Origin of the sequence: Microbacterium saperdae (assembly GCF_006716345.1) — a bacterium.
Taxonomy (GTDB): Bacteria; Actinomycetota; Actinomycetes; order Actinomycetales; family Microbacteriaceae; genus Microbacterium; species Microbacterium saperdae.
In genome coordinates, this window is record NZ_VFOX01000001.1 from 284,805 (window position 1) to 305,265 (window position 20,461).

The following is a 20,461-nucleotide window of genomic DNA, read 5'->3' on the forward strand; positions in this document are numbered from 1 at the left end:
GAACCATGAGCATCGATCTGACCCAGCGACTCCGTGACAAGGTCGCGATCATCACCGGCGGGGCGAGCGGCATCGGCTTCGCCACCGCGCAGCGATTCGCCGCCGAGGGCGCCTTCGTCGTGATCGCCGACGTCGACCCCACCTCGGGTGAGGCGGCGGCAGCGCAGGTCGGCGGGGTGTTCCGTCCCGTCGACGTCGCCGATGAGGCCAAGGTGAACGCGCTGTTCGACGGCGTCGCCGCTGAGTTCGGCCGCATCGACATCGCCTTCAACAATGCCGGGATCTCGCCGGCAGACGACGACTCGATCGAGACGACCGAGCTGCCGGCCTGGGATCGGGTGCAGGACGTGAACCTGAAGAGCGTGTACCTGTGCAGCCGGGCGGCGCTGCGGCACATGGTGCCCGCCGGCCGCGGCTCCATCATCAACACCGCCTCTTTCGTGGCGCTGCTCGGATCGGCGACGTCGCAGATCAGCTACACCGCCTCCAAGGGTGGAGTGCTGGCCATGTCGCGTGAGCTCGGCGTGCAGTTCGCCCGGCAGGGTGTGCGCGTGAACGCGCTCTGCCCCGGACCGGTGAACACCCCGCTGCTGCAGGAGCTCTTCGCGAAGGACCCTGAGCGCGCGCAGCGCCGCCTCGTGCACGTGCCGATGGGGCGCTTCGCCGAGCCCGAGGAGCTCGCCGCGGCCGTGGCCTTCCTCGCCTCGGACGACTCCTCCTTCATCACCGCGAGCGCCTTCGTCGTCGACGGCGGCATCACCAACGCCTACGTCACCCCGCTGTGAGATCCGCATACCTCGCTGTGACAAGGTGAGAGCATGAGCGAGCACCCCGCGGACGGCGACCTGGTCGAAGTCCGGCGCGCGGTCTATCGGCCGCTGCGGCGCGGCAACGCCCTCGAGGACACGGTGGCTCGCCTGGTGCAGACGATCCGCCTCGGCGTGGTCGCTCCGGGGGAGTCGTTGCCCCCGGAGCGCGAGCTCGCCGCCTCGTTCGAGGTGAGTCGCGACACCGTGCGCGAGGCGATCAAGGAGCTCGCCGATGCCGGGTACCTGATCGCGCGCCGCGGCCGCTACGGCGGCACGTTCGTGGCGGATCCGCTGCCGCAGCCCGCGGAGGCGGCCGGGGTCACGGCGGCGGAACTGGACGACGTGCTCGGGCTCCGGCGTGTGCTCGAGACCGGTGCCGCCCGGGCTGCCGCGAGCCGCTCGCTGGACGCGGCGACCAGAGCGGACCTCTGGGCACGCCATGAGGCGGCACTCCCGGCCGGGCCGGAGGAGTACCGCCGCCTGGACACGCTCTTCCACCTCGCGATCGCCGAGGCCGCCGGCATCCCCTCGCTGGTCGCGCTCGCCGCCGAGAACCGCGCCGATGTGAACGCCTGGCTCGACACCTTCCCGCTCATGCCGCGGAACATCCAGCACTCCGGCGAGCAGCACGAGCGCATCGTGACCGCGATCCTGGCCGGGCAGCCCGAGGCGGCCGAAGAGGCGATGCGCGATCATCTGGCCGGGTCGGAGGCGCTGCTCCGCGGCTTTCTGGTCTGAACCGACCAATCGGTAGCGTGTTGGAGGATCTGCAACGGATATCGTTGCGATTCGATCAAGAGACTTCTGATTTCGCTATACGTCGGGCCGTTCCTATGACAGACTCACCGCAAGTGATTCTCAATGGGGAGGTTTCATGCCCGGTACTCTGCCTGCATCGACGACGCCTGATCCGACGGCGACGGTCGAGACGCCCGCCGTCACCGGCGCTGTCCACATCGACGGCGTCACCAAGCGCTACGGATCCGCGGTCGCGGTCGATGATCTGACGCTCGACGTGCAACCGGGGGAGTTCCTCTCCCTGCTCGGCCCGTCCGGCTGCGGCAAGACCACGACCCTGCGCATGATCGCGGGCTTCGAGTATCCGGATGCCGGCGACATCCGCATCTCCGGACGCAGCGTGCTGAACCTGCCGCCGTATCGGCGCGAGGTCAACACGGTCTTCCAGGCCTATGCGCTGTTCCCGCACCTCACGGTCGCCGAGAACGTCGCCTACGGCCTGCAGCAGCGCCGCGTGCCGAAGGCCGAGCAGCGCGAGCGGGTGAGTGAAGCGCTCGACATGGTGCAGCTGCGCAGCTTCGCCGACCGCAAGCCGACGCAGCTCTCGGGTGGCCAGCAGCAGCGCATCGCACTCTCGCGCGCTCTGATCAACCGGCCGAGCGTGCTGCTGCTCGACGAGCCGCTCGCCGCCCTCGACCGCCAGCTGCGCGAGGAGATGCAGCTCGAGCTCAAGCTGCTGCAGGCGCGGCTGGGCACCACGTTCGTGTTCGTCACGCACGACCAGGCCGAGGCGCTGTCGATGAGCGACCGGATCGCGGTGATGCGGGCGGGCCGGATCGAGCAGCTCGACGCCCCGGCCGCGATCTACGCCGAGCCGGCATCCGCGTATGTCGCCTCGTTCATCGGGCAGCAGAACTTCGTGCACGGCACGGTGCGTGCAGACGGCGCTGCCGTCGACACCGCCATCGGGGCGATCGCCGGCCGCTGGGGTGGGGAGCGCGTCGCCGCCGGGCAGCCGGCCGTCGCCGCCATCCGCCCCGAGTACGTGCGCCTGGAGCACGGGGAGGGAGCGGGCGTGCCCGGACGCGTGCTCGGCGTCTCGCACCTCGGAGAGACCCTGCAGGTCGCGGTGCGTGTCGCGGGAGACGCGACCTTCCTGTCGCGGATGCCGGCGCCGACCGCCCCGAGCGTCGAGGTCGACGACGAGGTGCGCTGCCTGTGGGATCCGGCCGACGCCCGGCTCTTCGCCGCCGACGGCATCCCCACAACCGCCACGCACGTGATCGCGCTGCCGAAGGAGGGCGGCCGGTGACGGGTGCTCCTCCGGTCCGCGTCCTCGCGCACCGGAGCGCCGCGCGGGTGATCCGCACAGAGCTCACCCGTCGCGGGTTCCTCGCCACCGCGCTCGCCGCGGGAGGAGCCGTGCTGCTCTCCGCCTGCACCCCCGGGCAGAACGCCGCGGCGGTGCACGCCAAGGGCGGACCGCTCGAGGACCGGCTGTCGATCTACAGCTGGGGCGACTACGACGCCCCCGAAGTGCTCGAGCAGTTCACGGCCGAGAGCGGCCCCCGCATCGTGCTCGACGCCTTCAACTCGAACGAGGAGCTGATCGCGAAGCTGGTCGCCGCGCGCGGCACCTCCGGGTACGACATCGTGGTGCCCACCGGCGTCTTCGTCGGGCCGATGGCCGAGAACGGACTCCTGCAGAAGTTCAACCTCGATCTGATCCCGAACATGTCGCACGTGGCGCCGGAGTTCCGCGGACGCTCCTGGGACCCGGGCAACGAGTACTCGGTGTGCAAGGCCTGGGGGACCACGGGCTTCGTCTACGACAAGACGGTCATCTCCCGCGAGCTCACGACCTGGAGCGACTTCATCGACGCCGCCCAGAACGAGGCATCCGGGTCGACGTCGGTGCTCGACGATCCCGCGCCGCTGCTGGGCATCTATTTCTGGGCGAACGGCATCGACTGGACGACGACGGATCCGGACGACCTGGATGCGGTCGAGAAGTTCCTGGTGAAGGATCTGGCTCCGCACGTCTCGGCGTTCGACTCGTATCCGGGTGGCTCGTCGATCCCGCAGGGCTCGCACGCACTCCTGCAGTCGTACAACGGCGACGCACGCCTGGGCATCTTCGAATCCGGCGATCCGGACCGCTGGCAGTGGGTGCTCGGCAGCCCGGCGACGGAACTGTGGATGGACAACTGGGCGATCGCCGCCGGGGCTCCGCATCCCGAGGCCGCGCACGCATTCATCAACTTCGTGCTGCAGCCCGATGTGCAGCTCGCGCAGGTCGACTACATCGGCTACGACACCGGGATCAGCGGCATCCGCGAAGAGGCGGAGGCCGCGGGTCTCGAACGGCTCGACATGGTGTTCTTCGACGAGAAGCAGGTGGAGACCATGCATGAAGGCAAGCTCACGGATGCGCAGGACCGCGTCGTCTCGATCTGGAACTCGATGAAGGCGGCCGCCGGTGCCTAAGCTCAAGTTCGGTCTCGCCATCCCCGCGTGGGCCTGGCTTCTCGTCTTCTTCGTCGCCCCGATCTTCATGGTCGTGGTGTTCAGCTTCGGCTACAAGCCCAGCATCTTCGCCACGCACGCCCTCGATCATCTGTCGTTCGACCGGTACCTCGAGGCGCTGTCGCCGACGTTCTTCAGCACGTTCCTGAACACGCTGTGGATCGGCATCCTCGGCACCGTGCTGTGCCTGGTGATCGGCGCGCCGGTGGCCTACTGGATCGCGGTGAAGGCGCCGCCGTCGAAGCGCGGGCTGCTGCTCGCGCTGGTGATGGTGCCGTTCTGGACGAACTTCCTGGTGCGCACGATCGGCTGGCAGGTGATCCTGGCCCCGGAGGGATGGCTGTCGCAGCTGCTGCAGGGCATCGGGGTGATCCCCGGTCCGCTCGATCTGCTCTATTCGCGCGGCGCCGTGCTGCTGGGCGTGGTCTACAACTACCTGCCGCTCATGATCCTGCCGCTGTTCGTCGCGTTCGATCGGGTGTCCGGTCCGCTGCGCGAGGCCAGCAAGGACCTCGGCGCGGGCAGCGTGTCGACCTTCCTGCGCGTCACCGTGCCGCTGGCGCGCCCCGGCATCATCGCGGGCGTGCTGCTGGTGTACATCCCGCTCATGGGCGACTACATCACCGCCACCGTGCTGGGTGGCGCGAAGGGCAACATGATCGGTCAGGTCGTGGCGAGTCAGTTCCAGACCGCGCAGAACTGGGCGCTGGGCTCCGCGATGGCCGTGCTGCTGATCATCGTCATCATGCTGTCGATCGCCATCGCCGCCGGGCTGCTCTGGCTCGTGACGCTGCCGCTGCGACAAAGGAACCGTCTCGTCCTCGGGGAGGGATCATGACCGCCATCGCGGATGCTCCGCAGACGTCCGATGCGTCGCAGAAGAACGCGGCTCCGCGCGCTCGGCGCGGTGCCGGACGGTTCCTGCTGCCGATGTGGGCCGCGCTCGTCTTCGTGTTCCTGTTCCTGCCGATCCTCGTGATCATCGCCTACTCCTTCAACGTCGGGCGCCTGCTCGTGTCGTGGGACCACTTCGGCTTCGAGTCGTTCCTCGCGATCGTCGAGAAGCCCGCGATCCGCGATGCCGTGCTGGTCTCGGTGCGCACGGGGCTGCTCGCGGCTCTGCTCGCCACGGCCCTGGGCACGCTGGCCGGCATCGCGATGGCCCGCAACCCCGGTAAGTGGGTGTGGTGGTTCCTCGGCCTGCTGCTGCTGGTCTCGGTCACGCCCGAGATCGTGGATGCCGTCGCGCTGCTGCCGTGGCTCGTCTTCCTCGGGCAGGACGTCGGGATCGGACTGTTCAACGACGGCACCATGAGGCTCGTGGTCGGGCAGTCACTGTTCTCGATCGCGATCGTGTCGTACATCGTGCGAGCCCGCCTGGTCGGACTCGATGCGCGGCTCGAGGAGGCTTCGGCCGACCTCTACGCCCCGCCGGTGCGCACCTTCCTCAAGGTGACGCTGCCGCTCGCGATGCCCGCCGTGCTCGCCGGGTTTCTGCTGTCGTTCACGTTGAGCCTCGACAATACGGTCGTCTCGGCGTTCGTGCAGGTCTCGGGTACCACGCCGTGGCCGGTCTACGTGCTGAGCGCGCTGCGCAGCGGACTGCGGCCGGAGATCGCGGCGGTCTCGACGATCATGCTGGTGCTCACGTTGCTGGCCCTCGCGCTGGTCGCGGTGGTTCTGAAGAGAGCGGGGGACTCGGCGACCGAGATCGCCCGCACGATGGCAGGAGGATGAACGTGGGATACGCGGATCTGGTCTTCACCGGCGGCGAACGGGGCGGACGGGTGTTCCTCTCGGACGGCGCGCGCACCACCGCCCGGACGGTCGCGGTCACGGGCGGCATCATCAGCGCGGTCGGTCATGATATCTCGGGGCTGATCGGTCCCGACACCGCGGTCGTCGACCTGGAGGGCGGACTGCTCGTGCCGGGGTTCCAGGACGCGCACGTGCATCCGGTCTGGGGCGGGCTCGACATGCTGCGCTGCGACCTCGCGGCACTCGCGACGCGCGAGGAGTATCTGGCGCGGATCGCGGAGTACGCCGCCGCGCATCCGGATGACGAGTGGATCCTCGGCGGCGGCTGGCAGATGTCGGCGTTCCCCGGCGGCACGCCCACCGCGGCCGACCTCGACACCGTGCTGCCCGACCGCCCGGCGTTCCTGCCCAACCGTGACGGACACGGCGCCTGGGTCAACTCCCGGGCGCTCGCGCTCGCCGGCATCACCCGCGACACCCCTGACCCCGCCGACGGCCGCATCGAACGCGACGCGGACGGCGCCCCGAGCGGCACCCTGCACGAGGGGGCGATGGGGCTGGTCAACCGGCTGCTGCCGACCGAAGCGCCCGAACGGTTGGTCGAAGCGCTCCTGCAGGGGCAACGGCACCTGCACTCCTACGGAGTGACCGCGTGGCAGGACGCGATCGTCGGCACCGAGTACGGCGATGCGGGAGATCCGCTGCCGGCCTACCTCAGCGCCGCCGGGTCCGGTGCGCTGACCGGCAGAGTCGTCGGCTCGCTGTGGTGGGACCGTTCGCGCGGGCTGGAGCAGATCGACGACATCGTGCGCCGTCGCGAGGAGAGCACGGTCGGGCGCTTCCGCGCGCGCAGCGTGAAGATCATGCAGGACGGCGTCGCCGAGAACTTCACGGCTGCGATGCTGGAACCGTACTGCGACGGCCACGGGCATCCCCGGGAGGACTCCGGCATCTCGTTCGTCGAACCCGAACTGCTCAAGGAGGCGGCGACCCGGCTCGACGCCCTCGGCTTCACGCTGCACTTCCATGCGATCGGCGACCGCGCCGTGCGCGAGTGCCTGGATGCGGTCGAGGCGGCGCTCGTCGCCAACGGCCCGCGCGGGAACCGGCACCACATCTCGCACATCCAGGTCGTGCACCCCGACGACATCCCGCGCTTCCGCGCACTCGACGTCACCGCGAACATGCAGATGCTGTGGGCGACGCTCGAGCCGCAGATGGTCGACCTGACCCTCCCGTTCCTCGGCGAGCAGCGCAGCGGGTGGCAGTATCCGTTCGGCGACCTGCTGCGCTCCGGCGCCGCGCTCGCCGCGGGCAGCGACTGGTCGGTGAGCACGCCGAACCCGATGGCCGCGATCCATGTGGCCGTCAACCGCCGCTCCGCGCCGACCGAGTGGGAGGGCGACTACGAGCCGTTCCTGCCCGAGCAGTCGATCGATCTCGCGACCGCGCTCGCCGCGTACACGGCCGGTTCCGCGCGCGTGAACCACCTCGACGACACCGGCACGATCGCGGTGGGGATGCGCGCCGACCTCGCCCTGCTCGACCGGGATCCGTTCGAGCATCCGGCCGCGGAGATCGGCCTCACCGAGGTGCGCGGCACCTGGGTCGACGGGGTGCGGGTGTACGACGCCGGGGAGTGAGGGTGCGGCGACCGGGCCGGTGACGAATCGGTCCGCGAATCGTCACCGGCTCCGCATTTCGTCGGGGCGACACGGCGGATGCAGAAGGGCCCGCGCTCGTGAGTACGAGCACGGGCCCTTCGGCACGGATGCTCAGCCGGCGGCGGCCTCGTCGGCCACGGCCAGTGCGCCGTCGATCGCGGTCAGGCCGCGCACCAGGTCGTCTTCGCTGATGACCAGCGGGGGAGCGACGTGCACGCGGTTGAAGTGCGTGAACGGCCAGACGCCCGCCTTCTTCGCCGCTGCCGCGAACGCACCCATCGGCGCGGCATCCGCTCCGGAGGCGTTGAACGGCACGAGCGGCTCGCGGGTCTCGCGGTCGCGCACGAGCTCGATCGCCCAGAACAGGCCACGCCCGCGCACCTCGCCCACGCTCGGGTGGGACTCGGCCCACGCGCGCAGGGTCGGCTCGACGATGCGCTCACCGAGATCGCGCACGCGCTCCAGGATGCCGTCGCGACGGAACACCTCGAACGTCGCCACACCCGCGGCGCACGCGAGGGGGTGGCCCGAGTAGGTCAGCCCGCCGGCGAACGGCATGGTGTCGAACGCCGCGGCGATCCGCTCTGAGATCACGACCCCGCCGAGCGGGACGTATCCGGAGTTGACGCCCTTCGCGAAGGTGATCAGGTCGGGCTGTCCGCCGAACGCGTCGACGCCGAACCACTCGCCGAGGCGGCCAAAGCCGACCATGACCTCGTCGGCGATGTACACGATGCCGTAGCGGTCGCACAGGTCGCGCACGCCCTGCAGGTAGCCGGGCGGGGGCACGAGCACACCGTTGGTGCCGACGACTGTCTCGATGATGATCGCCGCGATGGTCTGCGGGCCTTCGAGCTGGATGGTCTGCTCGAGGTGCGCGAGCGCGCGCTCAGACTCCTGCTCCGGCGTCTCGGCGTGGAACGGCGAGCGGTACAGGTAGGGACCGAAGAAGCGGACGGTGCCGTTGTCGACGCCGTCGTTCGCCCAGCGGCGCGGGTCACCGGTCAGCGAGATCGCGGTCGAGGTGGAGCCGTGGTAACTGCGGTACATCGACAGCACCTTGCGGCGACCCGTGAACTGGCGCGCCATGCGCACCGCGTACTCGTTGGCCTCGGCGCCGCCGTTGGTGAAGAAGACCTTCTCGAGACCATCCGGGGCGACCTCGGCGATCAGGCGGGCGAGCTCGCCGCGCACGTCATTCGCGATCGACGGCTGGATCGTGGCGAGACGCCCGGCCTGCTGCTGGATCGCGGCGACCAGGTCGGGATGCTGGTGCCCCAGGTTCAGGTTCACCAGCTGGCTGGAGAAGTCGAGGTAGGCGTTGCCCTGGTAGTCCCAGAACGTCGAGCCCTCGCCCGCCGCGACGGGCAGCGGGTCGATCAGTGCCTGCGCACTCCAGGAGTGGAAGACGTGGCCGCGGTCGTCGGCGCGCACCTGCGCCTCCGCCTCGGGGGCGGGGAGCGGGTGCGAGACGCCGTGGCGGTCGGTGAAGTTCGTCATCGTGGTCGCTCCTGTCAGTGGTTGCTCGGGAAGCCGAGGTCGATCTGCGACGGCGTGTGATCGGGCCAGCGGGTGGTGACGACCTTGGACCGGGTGTAGAAGTGCACCGACTCGGGGCCGTAGATGTGCGAGTCGCCGAACAGCGAGTCCTTCCAGCCGCCGAACGAGTAGGCGCCGATCGGCACCGGGATCGGCACGTTCACGCCGACCATGCCGACCTCGATGTCGAACTCGTACTGCCGGGCCGTGCCGCCGTCGCGCGTGAAGATCGCGGTGCCGTTGCCGTAGGCGTTGGCGTTCACGAGGGCGACAGCCTCGGCGTAGGTCTCGACGCGGACCACCGTGAGCACCGGGCCGAAGATCTCGTCCTCGTAGACCTTCATGCCCGGGGCGACCTGGTCGATCAGGCTGACCCCGAGGAAGAAGCCCTCGGAGTCGAACTGCTTCTGCGTGCCGTCGACGACGACCTTCGCGCCCTCGGCCTCGGCGCCGGTGACGTAGGAGGCGACGCGGTCGCGGTGCTCGCGGGTGATGAGCGGACCCATCTCGCTGTCGGCATCCGTGCCCGGGCCGATCTTCAGTCCGTCGATGCGGGAGGCGATCGCCGAGACCAGGTCGTCGGCGATGTCGCCCACGGCGACCAGCACCGAGACGGCCATGCAGCGCTCGCCGGCGGAGCCGTAGGCGGCGGAGACCGCGGCGTCGGCGGCACCGTCGATGTCGGCATCCGGCATCACGACCATGTGGTTCTTGGCGCCGCCGAGGGCCTGCACGCGCTTGCCCGCGGCCGAGGCGCGCTGGTAGATCGAGCGGGCGATCGGGGTGGAGCCGACGAAGCTCACCGCCGAGACCTGCGGCGACTCGAGGAGCGCGTCGACGGCCTCCTTGTCGCCGTGCACGACGTTCAGCACGCCGTCGGGCAGGCCCGCCTCGGAGAAGAGCTTCGCGATCCAGACCGCGGCGGACGGGTCCTTCTCGCTGGGCTTGAGCACGACCGTGTTACCGCAGGCGATCGCGGAGGCCACCATCCACAGCGGCACCATCACGGGGAAGTTGAACGGGGTGATCGCGGCGACCACGCCGACCGGCTGCTTGACCGAGTGCACGTCGACGCCGCGCGAGACCTGCTCGCTGCGCTCGCCCTTGAGGAGGTGCACGAGTCCGGCGGCGAACTCGACGTTCTCGATACCGCGCGACACTTCGCCGGCGGCATCCGAGAGCACCTTGCCGTGCTCGGAGGTGACGATCGCGGCGAGCTCGGGCGTGCGGTCCTTGAGCAGCTGGCGCAGGCGGAAGAAGACGTCGGCGCGCTTGATGAGGCTGGTCTCGCGCCACGCGGGCGCCGCGGCGGCGGCGGCGGCGATCGCAGAGTCGACCTCGGCGGTCGAGGCGAAGGCGACCTGCTTCGACACCTGGCCGGTGGCGGGATCGAAGACCTGGCCGGTGCGGGCCGCCTCGGCGGTCTCCACTCCGTTGATGACGTGACGGACGATGTCCACGATGTTCCTCCGACTGCTGGGGAATGCGGGCTCGAACACTCTGACCGGTGTTCGATAGGCTTGTGCTCCTCAATGATCACAGAGCGAAGGAGCGGATCATGATGTCAGAACGTCAGGACTTCCCCTCCATCCGGACAGATCGTCCGACGCGAGACGACGCGCTCCTGACGGTCGCCGATGTGCTCGCAGAGCCCGTGCTGCAGGCCGGTGCTCCCGACGTGATCGTCGGCGGACGTGCGCTCGATGCTGCTGTGCGCTGGGTACACGTGTCCGACAGTGCCGGCGTCGCCCGCCTGCTCGACGGCGGGGAGCTCCTGCTCAGCACCGGGGCCGGCTGGCCGACCGCTGCCGAGGAGCTGCGGGACTTCGCGCGAGGGCTGCACCAGGCCGGGGTCGCGGGCATCGTGGTCGAGCTCGGCTCCGGCCAGGCGCGTATCCCGGATGCCGTCGTCGAGGTGTGCACGGAACGAGGACTCGCCCTGATCGCGCTGACCAGCGAGGTCAAGTTCGTCGCCGTCACGGAAGCCGTGCACCGGGCGCTGATCGCCGCGCAGACCATGGCGCTGCGCGAACGCCAGCACCTGCATGAGCTGTTCACTGCGCTGAGTCTGCGGGGGGCCCCGGCGGACGTCGTGGTCGCCGAGACTGCGCGAGCACTCGGCGCACCGGTCGTGCTCGAGAACCTGGCGCGCGAGGTCATCGCCCACGAGACGCTGCGGATTCCGGTGGCCGAGGCGCTGGGAAGGCTTCGCGAGGCGGATCGTGTGCCCGTGCAGGCGCGCGGTGTGCGGTGGGGGACCCTGCTCGCGTTGCCCGGTCCTGCGCATCCGGCCGGGCGGCTCACCGTGCTCGAGCAGGGCGCGACGGCCCTCGCCTTCGGATGCCTCGCGGACGGCGGTGATTCCGAGTGGTCGCTGCTCGCCCAGCGCGGCCTCATCGACGACCTGCTCGGCGCGCGCTTCGCGAGTCCGGACGACATCGAGGCCCGCCTCGCGACCAGCGGCTTCATGCTGCCAGGGAGGCATTGCCACGGCATCGTGGCCCGTAGTGCGGAGTCCGCCGCACAGCTCGCGTACCGCGCGCGGCAGGCCGGAGCAGCGGTGGTCGCCGCGCGGGTGGGGGATGACGACGTCGCGCTGCTCTCGCTGCCGGCATCCGTCCCGCTCTCGGATGCGATCGCCGCGCGTATCTCCGGCCCCGATCGCACGGTCTTCGTCGGGCCGCCTGCGGATGACGTGCTCGGGCTGCTCGCCTCGCTCCGGGCTGCGCGGGATCTGGCCGCCAGCGACCGCTCGGATGCCGGTCCGCGCGTGCGACGAGTGGACGACCGCCCGCTGGAGCGCTTCGTCGCCTCGCTGCGTGATGACCATCGCCTGCTCGCGCACAGCGAGCGGATGCTGGCGCCCGTCGTCGCGTACGACCGCGAGCGCCGTGGCGACCTGCTCGATGTGCTCACCGCACTCGTCACCCACCCGGGCAACCGCTCGGCCGCGGCGGCAGCGAGCCACCTCTCGCGCTCGGTGTTCTACCAGCGCCTCACCCTGATCGGCGACCTGCTCGACGCCGACCTCGACGACGGGGAGACGCTCGCCGCGCTCCACCTCGCCCTGCTCGCCCGCCGGAGTGAAGCTCCGGGGTGACGCGGTCGGCGACTCGATTCGCGTGCTCGCCCCGTCTCGCGTAAGCTGTTCCGCGGTGACGTGTCCGAGCGGCCGAAGGTGCAACTCTCGAAAAGTTGTGTAGGGTAACCCCCTACCGTGGGTTCAAATCCCACCGTCACCGCCACCACGAAGGCCCCGACTCCCTTGGAAGCACTGGGATGCGGGGCCTTCGTCATGCGGGGAGCGGCGGTCGCGGTAAAGCAGCGGCAACACGATGCGAGATACCCGTCGCCGTCATCCTCGCGACGTCGACCGGCACAGCGACTGCCGCCTCCTCGCGGGGGACGACGCCGGATCACGGGTACTTTGTGGGAGTGACTCACATGCGTGCGGATGGCGTGGCCATCATCGGTCCCGGTGCGATCGGCTCGACGGTCGCCGCCGTCCTCCACGAGGCGGGAAGGACCCCCGGTCTATACGGTCGCACGGCTCGCGACGGCCTGGACGTGCTCGTCGGCGACGATGCCATCCGCGTGCCCGGCCCCGTGCGCACCGACCCGGAGCGTGTCGGCGGCGCGGCAGCGATGGTGTTCCTCGCGGTCAAGGCCACGCAGATCGAGGGTGCCGCGCCCTGGCTCGCGAAGCTCTGCGGGCCCGATACCGTCCTGTGCGTCCTGCAGAATGGCGTCGAGCAGCGGGCGATGGTCTCCCCGCTCGTCCCTGAAGGCACGGTCGTCGTTCCCGCGGTCGTCTGGTTCCCCGCACAGGCGCAGGGCGACGGGTCGGTGCGGCTGCGCGGCGCGGCGCGATTGACCCTGCCGGAGGTGGCGGGCACCGAGCGGGTCGTCGAGACTCTGCGGGGGACGCGCTGCACCGTCGAGGTGGCGTCGGACTTCTCCTCCGTCGCGTGGCGTAAGCTCCTGCAGAATGCCGCGGCGGGACTCATGGCGCTCACCGGGCGGAGGGCGGGGATGTTCGCCAGGGAGGATGTCGCCGAGCTGGCCCTGCGGTACCTACGGGAGTGCTTGCGCGTCGCACGCGCCGAGGGCGCGCGACTGGACGATGGTGTTCCCGAACAGATCCTCGCCGGTTTCCGATCCTCTCCCGCCGACCTGAGCACATCGATCCTGACCGATCGTGAAGCCGGGCGCGCTCTGGAGTGGGATATCCGCAATGGTGTCATCGCCCGGCTCGGCGCCACGCACGGCATTCCCACGCCGATCAGTGACGTCCTCACTCCGTTGCTCGCTGCGACGAGCGACGGGCCGGGTTGAGAGCGCGTCTGCCGAGCCGACGGGGCCTTCGCAGGTCCTGAGTCAGGCGCTACGGAAGCCGAGTGATGGCGCCAGGTGCGCGCTCGAGGGCGCAGTTCGGCGCAGTCGGTGGCGGTGTCGGGTGGCTATGTGTCGCGTCGCGCTGAGGTGTAGTTCTCGATGTCGATGTTGAAACGATGCAGCATGTCCGCAAACGTCGACACCTCGGTGTCGGTCCAGTCGGCAAGGATATGCCCGAGCGCTGTGACAGATCGGTCCCGCACTGCCGTGAGTCTCTCCCTGCCCTCCGGAGTGATCTGGAACTTGCGTGCGATTCCGCCATCCGGGTCGGGAATGCGTTCAAGAAGTCCCGCGCGCATGGCTGAGCCTGTCTGACGCTGAACAGTCGACACGTCGAGCCTGAAGATCTCGCTGAGTTCTCCGATCGACTTCGGTCCCTCCGCGTCGATGCGGCTGAGCAGGAGGTAGGCGCTGCGCTCGATCTCGTCGTCGCTCCTGCGCTGGTGCTGCGCGATCGCATATCGGCTCTGCACCATCTGCTCGTACTCGATGTCGGCGATTCGACGTTTCATGCTTCTCCTCATTGGGAACTCGAGTCTATCGCACAATGTGTATAGTACATATGCACTCTACATACTCACTGCATGATGCATATCGCCGACCAGGGGAGACACCGTGTCCGCAGTCACTCGTACGCACCGACCGGGACTGATCGTCGCGGTGCTGGCTTTCGCCGGCATCGCGTCATCGATCACCCAGACGATGGTCACTCCGCTCATCGCGCAGTTCCCCGTGATCTTCTCGACGTCGTCGGCGAACACCGCGTGGATCGTCACGGCGACTCTGCTCGCCGCTGCCGTGGCGGTGCCGATCTCCGGCCGGCTCGGCGACCTGTTCGGCAAGCGGCGGATGATCCTGATCCTTGCGGTGCCTCTCATCGTCGGCGGAATCGTCTGCGCGATCGCGCCGACGGTCGAGATCATGATCGTGGGCCGCGCGATGCAGGGTGTCGGTTCCGGCATGGTTCCCCTCGGAATCGCGCTCCTGCGTGATGTCGTCCCGCGCGAGAAGCTCTCCTCGGCGATCGCGACCGTGAGCGCGACGCTCGGCGTCGGTGGCGCGATCGGGATGCCGCTCTCGGCGGCGGTTGTCGAGTTCGCGGATTGGCGTGTGCTGTTCTGGGCCGGCTCCGCGATCACAGGTCTCGTCGTCGTCGCAGTCTGGGCGCTCGTGCCCGTGCTGCCTCCCGGTGCCAAGGGCCAGCGATTCGATGGGGTGGGTGCGGTCGGCCTCGCAGCAGGTCTGGTCTCGCTCATCCTCGCCGTCTCGAAGGGATCGGAATGGGGCTGGGGCTCCTGGTGGACTCTCGGCCTGCTCGGCTTCGCGCTCGTCGTCTTCGCGTTGTGGGGATTCTGGGAGACGCGGACGAGGGACCCGTTGGTCGATCTTCGTACGACCGTCCGGCCTCGCGTCCTGCTGACCAACATCGCGTCGATCTTCGTCGGGTTCGGCATGTACGCGAGCATGCTCGTGATGCCACAGGTGCTTCAACTCCCGGCGATCACCGGATACGGCCTCGGTCAGTCCGTGCTCGCGGCAGGTCTCTGGATGGCGCCCGCCGGATTGATGATGCTGCTGCTCTCTCCCGTCGGCGGACGGATGACCGACGCCCGCGGCCCCAAGTTCACGCTCGTTCTGGGAGTCGGGATCCTCGCTGTCGGATACGTCGTCGCGCTCATCGGCATGGGGAGCACCTGGGGCCTCCTGGTCGCCGGCATCGTCATCAACAGCGGCGTCGCACTGGCCTACGGCGCGATGCCCGCGCTGATCATGGGCGTCGTCCCGCGCAGTGAGACCGCGGCCGCCAACGGCTTCAACACGCTCATGCGGTCCCTGGGCACCACCATCGGTGCGGCCGTGATCGGCGTCATCCTGGCTCAGATGACCATCTCGTCGGGCGGCGTGGTCGTTCCGTCGGAGGATGGCTTCCGAGTCGCGCTCGTGATCGGCGCCGGAGTCTCGTTGGTCGCGGCGATCGTGGCTGCATGCATCCCGGCCGACAAGGGTGCCACCCTCGCCGGCATCGAACCGGACCCGGAACTCGCCGCCATCCGGTGAAGGGAGGGCGGATGCGACGCTGTGATGCGATCGAAAGGTTCCTACTTCTCCTATTGTCAAGTGAGATGTGGCATCGGATGCATCGATGACAGTGACTCGTGAAAGAACATGACTCCGACTGAGGGGCAGCGTCGGATCCTCGGCTCCGCGCGCCGAATCGGCGAAGTACAAGCACTGTGGGATGCGAGTAGCGAACGGAACTCACATAGCTAGGAGGAGGAAAGCTGAGTTGCGCAGCCGCAGCTCAGCCTGGCTCCTGATGCGCGCTCGTAGGGGCGCCAGGCCTTCGTCATGCTCAGCCCGCGGCAGCGGCGCTGCGCTCCTCCTCGGAGTTCGGGGTCCAGCCGTACCATCCGTCGTCTGCAGCGATCACGCTCCAGTCGCCGCAGGCGAAGACCGTCTTCGCGGTGTACGGGTCGGGGGCGTCGTCGAGTGCCTGCTTCCCGAGTCATTCGGCATTCGTCCCACGCTGACGCGCGCACGGCTTCGCACCGCCCGACCCCGGCTGAATCAACTCGGCGGCGAGCCATTCCACCCGCAGGATGGCGTTCCTCAGGCTGACTTCGGCGTCCCCTCCGGTTTCTGCGATGACCCCGACGGGTCCTTGCCAGCCACTGTCTTCGATGACGCGCATCATCTCGAGGTCGTGCTCACCGTCACCCGGGAAGAGAGTGGTGTCGTCTTCGAAATGCGTCCCGGCGAGATTGACGGAGGTGACGTACGGCTGGATGCGCGACCACAGCGCATCGAAGTCGACAGTATCGTCGTGGATCTCATCGCGCGCATGGCTGAAGTTGTAGGAGATGCCGATCTCGGGCACCCCCAGCTCGCGGGCCTTCTCGACGACGGCGACAAGGTTGTCGGGGATACCGAACCAGTCGTTGTGCGTATACAGGTCGATGCCGTGGCCGCGCGCGAGCTCCGAGACTCGCAGGGCGCGCTGTGCTTCGAGCTCGATGCGTTCCTGCTGCTGTTCCGCCGTGCGGGGCAGCCGGTCGGGGAGGAGGTTCTCGCCCTGCATGAACCAGAGTCGGGGGCGCACGTCACGGCTCGCGAACGTGTCGAGCGCGTACCTCAACTCCTTCTCGTCCTGCTCCGGCCACCACCACCAACCCAGAAGTTCGATGTCGTGGCGGGCAAGGGCATCCAGCTCCTCACCGAAGTGGGGAACGTTCTCGGCCCGCCAGTCGTAGGAGAACGTGCGGATGCCGAGGTCTGCCAGCATCTGCGCGCGCGCTTCAGGCCCGCGCTTGACCTCGTCGAAAGGTACAACGCACCAGGCGTGCAGGTTGTCTCGATCCCAGATCCGCGTCATCTCAGTTCTCACTCCAGCGGAAGAGGGCTGTCAGTCGGGCCGACGCCGCAAGTCCGTCGTAGATGCGCTGGGCATCCGTCGGATCGGCGCTCTCGGCCAGGCCGTCGACGTTCACGCGGCCCTCCGCGAGCCACTGCATGGCGCCCGCGTGATTCCCGAGGAGGTTGCCGGCGGAATAAGCCTGCGGGTAGAGGGGGAGCTCCCACTCCCAGCCGCTCCGCAGAGTGATGTAGTGGTGGAAGACGACGTCGAGAAGCTCGTGAGCGGAGAGCTCCGTGCGCCGCCGCCACGGCACTCCGACCAGCACGAGCTCGCCGCCGCGCTTGAGCGTCTTGGCGGCATCGAGTACCGCGGCTTCGTGTCCGGAGCAGTCGACGGCGAGATCGAAGACGCCGAAGCTCTCCTCGGTGAACCGTGAGTATTCACCCAGATCGGGAACGTTCGCCCGCACGTCAGGGAGCCCCGCGCTCGTCGCGATGTCGCGACGGCTCTCGACCGGATCGACGGCGGTCACGCGGTATCCGGCAGCACGGAAGATCTGGGCGGCGAGATTGCCCACGAGACCGAGTCCCATGATGAGGACGCGCGACGCGGGGCGCGCTCTCGTCGTGACCAAAGTGGTCCAGCTCACCGCCATCAACCGGCAGAAGACCGCGACGGCAGGGTCCAGGCCTTCGGGAACCGCGACGACATCGCGGGCGACCGCTCTCTGGAACCCGGCGTGGTTACCGAAGCAGAACACGAGTTGGCCCACCTCGAGGTCGGAGACCTCGCTTCCCTTCGCCGTGATGCGGAACACAGCGGCATACCCCGTGGCGCGAGGCGTCTCGTCATCGCTCGCGATCGCGTTCGTCTCGGTGCCAGGACTCACCAGGGAGACGATCGTGACGCCCTCGACCTCGTCAGGACGGAGCGGTTGGGTGGGCATCGCGTGTGACGTGAGCGCGATGCGGCCGCGACCGGTCGCCTCGATGCGGGATGTGGACAGGTCGGGCGCGTGAGTATCTTGGGGCACCCGAGAAATGTATGGTTCGAGGCCCCTTCCGACGTAGCGTCAGAGTCTCAACTGCATATCCCCACCTCTCACTGGGGGACGCCGCGGGCGAGGTCACCGGGATGCGGCCGTGCGGAAATCGCGCGGTGGCATCCCGAACGCCCGCTGGAACTCACGGCTGAAGTGGTAGGGATTGGCGAATCCGACCTCTTCGGCGACTGCCCCGATGGTCCGATCGGTGCGGCCCAGGGTTCGGGCGGCCTCGTCGAGACGCAACCGCTTCAGGTACCGCATCGGGGTGGTCCCGAACACCTGCCGGAAGCGCCGGTGCAGTGTCGCTTCGGACAGGCAGGCGACGCGAGCGAGCTGAGCGACATCGAGCGGATCAGCCAGGGACTCCTGCATGTATCGCAGCAGGGGCCGCAACTGGAACGCGCCCTCGGCGATATCCGCCGCCTCGGGGCGTGGAGTGGAAGCCGTGATCAACACCTCCGCCAGGGTGGCTCCGATCTGCAGCCGTCTCGTGAGGCGTCGCACGGGATCCTCACCGGGTGCGTCCGTCAGCAGCGCGTGGATGCTCTCGCCGACGATCTCTGCGGCACGCCCGTCGAGCCGTCGGGGCAACTCGACCAGATCCCACAGGTCTATCGACCCCCACAAGCTGAACGCGACGTGGGCCCACCGCGAGCGCATCACGCTCTCATCGGTTGCATAGTGGCCGAACGTGAGTCGTCGGTGCGGGGGTGCGATGACGATCGATTCCGGGCCGGCTTCTGTCGATCGGCCGTCGTAGGCGAGGCGGTACCGCCCGGACGTGGCCTGGGCGAGGATCGCGAACGGCACGGTCTTGGCGTCCAGTGCGCCATCGACCGTGTCGACGCCGGCGCCTGCCTCGAGATAGCGCATCGTGAGCGCTTCCGGCCATTCGTCCCGCATCCATTCCATGCTTGAGTATGACAGTCACGGATATCTTCTCCATGTTCGCATCAGCGCTATGATTAACCGGTTAGGTCGGATGTGATCCGACGCGCGTCTCGAACGGCTCTCAGCCTCGAGAGGGACGGCTCTTTTCACAGCCACGAAGGGGAAGTGGGAGATGGATAACAAGAGGCAATCGTCCGATGCGGTCTCGTACGTGCGACCGCAGTTCGATCAGCGCATCGATGTGGTGCATCCGCGGCTCTTCGGTGCTTTCGTCGAGCAGATGGGGCGCTCCGTCTACACGGGCATCTACGAGGCCGATCACCCGACGGCAGACGCCCGTGGATTTCGTGGCGATGTGAAAGAGCTCGTTCGCGAACTCGGAGTCACCACCCTGCGATATCCCGGAGGGAACTTCGTGTCGGGCTACCGCTGGGAAGACGGAGTCGGACCGGTCGAGGAGCGACCCGTGCGACTGGATCTGGCGTGGCACTCGACCGAGCCGAACACGGTCGGATTGCATGAGTTCGCCTCGTGGGCCGAAGAGTCCGATGCGGAGATGATGCTCGCCGTGAACCTCGGTACTCGCGGTCTCGAAGAAGCGCTGGAGCTGGTCGAGTATGCGAACCACCGCGGGTCATCGGAGCTCGCTGATCGCCGTCGCCGGAATGGTCGCGAGGATCCCTTCGACGTGCGGATGTGGTGTCTCGGAAATGAGGTGGACGGCCCGTGGCAGCTCGGCTCGCTGAGTGCCGAGGAGTACGGCCGCCTTGCATCTCGGGTGGCGCGCGCGTTCCGACGATTCGACCCCACGCTCGAGCTCGTCGCGTGCGGTTCGTCGGCATCCTTCCTCCCCACCTTCGGTGACTGGGAGCGGGAAGTGCTCATGCAGGCCTACGACGACGTCGACTTCATCTCCTGCCACGCCTACTACGAGGAGATCGATGGGGATACCGCGGCGTTCCTCTCCTCATCCGACCACATGCAGCAGGTGATCTCCGATGTCTCCGCGACCATCGAACACGTGCGATCGGTCAAGAAGTCCGATCGACGAGTGCGTATCTCCTTCGATGAGTGGAACGTCTGGTACCAGGCGGATCAGGCGCGTCCCGGCGCCGTGCCGACGAGCAATGATGACTGGCCGATCGCCCCGCCCATCCTCGAGGACCAGTACACGGCCGCTGATGCGGTCGTCGTCGGGAGCCTTCTCATCACCTTGCTGAACAACGTCGATGTCGTGCACGCCGCGTGCCTCGCGCAGCTCGTCAATGTCATCGGGCCGATCGTGACCGTGCCTGGTGGTCCTGCCTTCCGGCAGACCTCCTACTTTCCTTTCGCGGAGACCGCCGGCCGCGCGCGCGGCTCCGTCGTGAAGACACTCGTCAGCTCGCCGACGCACGCGGCGGGCGATCGCGGTGACATCGCCAGCATCGTCGCTGCCACGACGTTCGATCCGCTCGACGGCACGGCGACCGTGTTTCTCGCGAACCGGAGCACCACTGATTCGGTCTCCGTCGACGTGGACGTGACTCAACTGGGTGTCTGCGCGGTCGATGCGGCCCGGCTGCTGCACGACCCCGACTTCCATGCGAAGAACACCGCGGCGGAACCGGAACGGGTCGGTCTGATGGACCTCGACGTGGCCGTCGAAGCGGGCCACGTTCGAGCGGAACTTCCGCCGTGCAGCTGGGCGGTCATCGCACTGTCGTCTGGGCGGGCTGAGTTCTCGGCGGAATGAGTCCCG

General features: G+C 68.5%; 17 protein-coding genes and 1 tRNA gene. 12 read left to right on the top strand and 6 right to left on the bottom strand.

The window, feature by feature from the left end; translation table 11 throughout:
• The first annotated feature begins 5 nt into the window (after positions 1-5).
• The 7 genes from FB560_RS01280 to FB560_RS01310 all read left to right on the top strand — a co-directional run bounded on the left by FB560_RS01280 (position 6) and on the right by FB560_RS01310 (position 7,474).
• Complete coding sequence (locus FB560_RS01280; RefSeq protein WP_141870705.1) at positions 6-785, top strand: 3-oxoacyl-ACP reductase; 780 nt, start codon at positions 6-8, stop codon at positions 783-785.
• A 33-nt stretch (positions 786-818) separates the two neighbouring features.
• The gene (locus tag FB560_RS01285; protein ID WP_141870706.1) at positions 819-1,547 is read left to right on the top strand and encodes a FadR/GntR family transcriptional regulator; all 729 of its coding nucleotides are present in this window, start codon (positions 819-821) and stop codon (positions 1,545-1,547) included.
• 136 nt (positions 1,548-1,683) lie between these two features.
• Complete coding sequence (locus FB560_RS01290) at positions 1,684-2,859, top strand: ABC transporter ATP-binding protein (protein WP_188895322.1); 1,176 nt, start codon at positions 1,684-1,686, stop codon at positions 2,857-2,859.
• Positions 2,856-4,034: a polyamine ABC transporter substrate-binding protein gene (locus FB560_RS01295; protein WP_141870707.1), complete on the top strand. Its 1,179-nt coding sequence runs from the start codon at positions 2,856-2,858 to the stop codon at positions 4,032-4,034. Before FB560_RS01290 ends, FB560_RS01295 begins: the two co-directional genes overlap by 4 nt.
• A complete protein-coding gene (locus tag FB560_RS01300; protein ID WP_141870708.1) occupies positions 4,027-4,911 on the top strand; it encodes an ABC transporter permease in 885 nt (294 codons plus the stop codon). The genes FB560_RS01295 and FB560_RS01300 overlap by 8 nt, the downstream gene beginning before the upstream one ends.
• Positions 4,908-5,810 (top strand): ABC transporter permease, encoded by a 903-nt coding sequence (locus FB560_RS01305; protein ID WP_211349931.1) that lies wholly within the window; start codon positions 4,908-4,910, stop codon positions 5,808-5,810. Before FB560_RS01300 ends, FB560_RS01305 begins: the two co-directional genes overlap by 4 nt.
• On the top strand, positions 5,807-7,474 hold the full coding sequence (locus FB560_RS01310) for an amidohydrolase (RefSeq protein ID WP_229673439.1): 1,668 nt from the start codon (positions 5,807-5,809) through the stop codon (positions 7,472-7,474). The genes FB560_RS01305 and FB560_RS01310 overlap by 4 nt, the downstream gene beginning before the upstream one ends.
• Positions 7,475-7,606: 132 nt before the next feature.
• On the opposite strand, the gene FB560_RS01315 is transcribed toward FB560_RS01310, so the two are convergent.
• Entirely contained in the window at positions 7,607-8,995 is a 1,389-nt protein-coding gene (locus FB560_RS01315; protein ID WP_141870709.1) for an aspartate aminotransferase family protein, read from the bottom strand.
• Between the two features lie 14 nt (positions 8,996-9,009).
• On the bottom strand, positions 9,010-10,494 hold the full coding sequence (locus tag FB560_RS01320; RefSeq protein ID WP_141870710.1) for a CoA-acylating methylmalonate-semialdehyde dehydrogenase: 1,485 nt from the start codon (positions 10,492-10,494) through the stop codon (positions 9,010-9,012).
• 98 nt (positions 10,495-10,592) lie between these two features.
• On the opposite strand from FB560_RS01320, the gene FB560_RS01325 reads away from it, so the two are divergent.
• The 3 genes from FB560_RS01325 (at position 10,593) to FB560_RS01335 (ending at position 13,369) form a co-directional block, all read left to right on the top strand.
• A complete protein-coding gene (locus FB560_RS01325; RefSeq protein ID WP_229673438.1) occupies positions 10,593-12,134 on the top strand; it encodes a PucR family transcriptional regulator in 1,542 nt (513 codons plus the stop codon).
• 54 nt (positions 12,135-12,188) lie between these two features.
• Positions 12,189-12,279 (top strand) — tRNA-Ser (locus tag FB560_RS01330).
• 199 nt (positions 12,280-12,478) lie between these two features.
• On the top strand, positions 12,479-13,369 hold the full coding sequence (locus FB560_RS01335) for an oxidoreductase (RefSeq protein ID WP_141873069.1): 891 nt from the start codon (positions 12,479-12,481) through the stop codon (positions 13,367-13,369).
• 125 nt (positions 13,370-13,494) lie between these two features.
• Here the strand turns inward: FB560_RS01335 and FB560_RS01340 are convergent, their stop codons facing one another.
• Entirely contained in the window at positions 13,495-13,941 is a 447-nt protein-coding gene (locus tag FB560_RS01340) for a MarR family winged helix-turn-helix transcriptional regulator (RefSeq protein WP_141870711.1), read from the bottom strand.
• Positions 13,942-14,044: 103 nt separating this feature from the next.
• On the opposite strand from FB560_RS01340, the gene FB560_RS01345 reads away from it, so the two are divergent.
• Positions 14,045-15,487, top strand: coding sequence for an MFS transporter (locus FB560_RS01345; RefSeq protein WP_141870712.1), 1,443 nt, complete (start codon positions 14,045-14,047; stop codon positions 15,485-15,487).
• A 448-nt stretch (positions 15,488-15,935) separates the two neighbouring features.
• On the opposite strand, the gene FB560_RS01350 is transcribed toward FB560_RS01345, so the two are convergent.
• From FB560_RS01350 to FB560_RS01360, 3 genes are all read right to left on the bottom strand, one after another.
• Positions 15,936-16,802, bottom strand: coding sequence for an apurinic/apyrimidinic endonuclease family protein (locus FB560_RS01350; RefSeq protein WP_141870713.1), 867 nt, complete (start codon positions 16,800-16,802; stop codon positions 15,936-15,938).
• 1 nt (position 16,803) lies between these two features.
• On the bottom strand, positions 16,804-17,817 hold the full coding sequence (locus FB560_RS01355) for a zinc-dependent alcohol dehydrogenase (RefSeq protein WP_141870714.1): 1,014 nt from the start codon (positions 17,815-17,817) through the stop codon (positions 16,804-16,806).
• Positions 17,818-17,910: 93 nt separating this feature from the next.
• Positions 17,911-18,741 (bottom strand): AraC family transcriptional regulator, encoded by an 831-nt coding sequence (locus tag FB560_RS01360; protein WP_141870715.1) that lies wholly within the window; start codon positions 18,739-18,741, stop codon positions 17,911-17,913.
• Between the two features lie 151 nt (positions 18,742-18,892).
• Here FB560_RS01360 and arfA point away from each other — a divergent pair, with 151 nt between their 5' ends.
• A complete protein-coding gene (gene arfA / locus FB560_RS01365; protein ID WP_141870716.1) occupies positions 18,893-20,455 on the top strand; it encodes an arabinosylfuranosidase ArfA in 1,563 nt (520 codons plus the stop codon).
• The last annotated feature ends 6 nt before the right edge of the window (positions 20,456-20,461 follow it).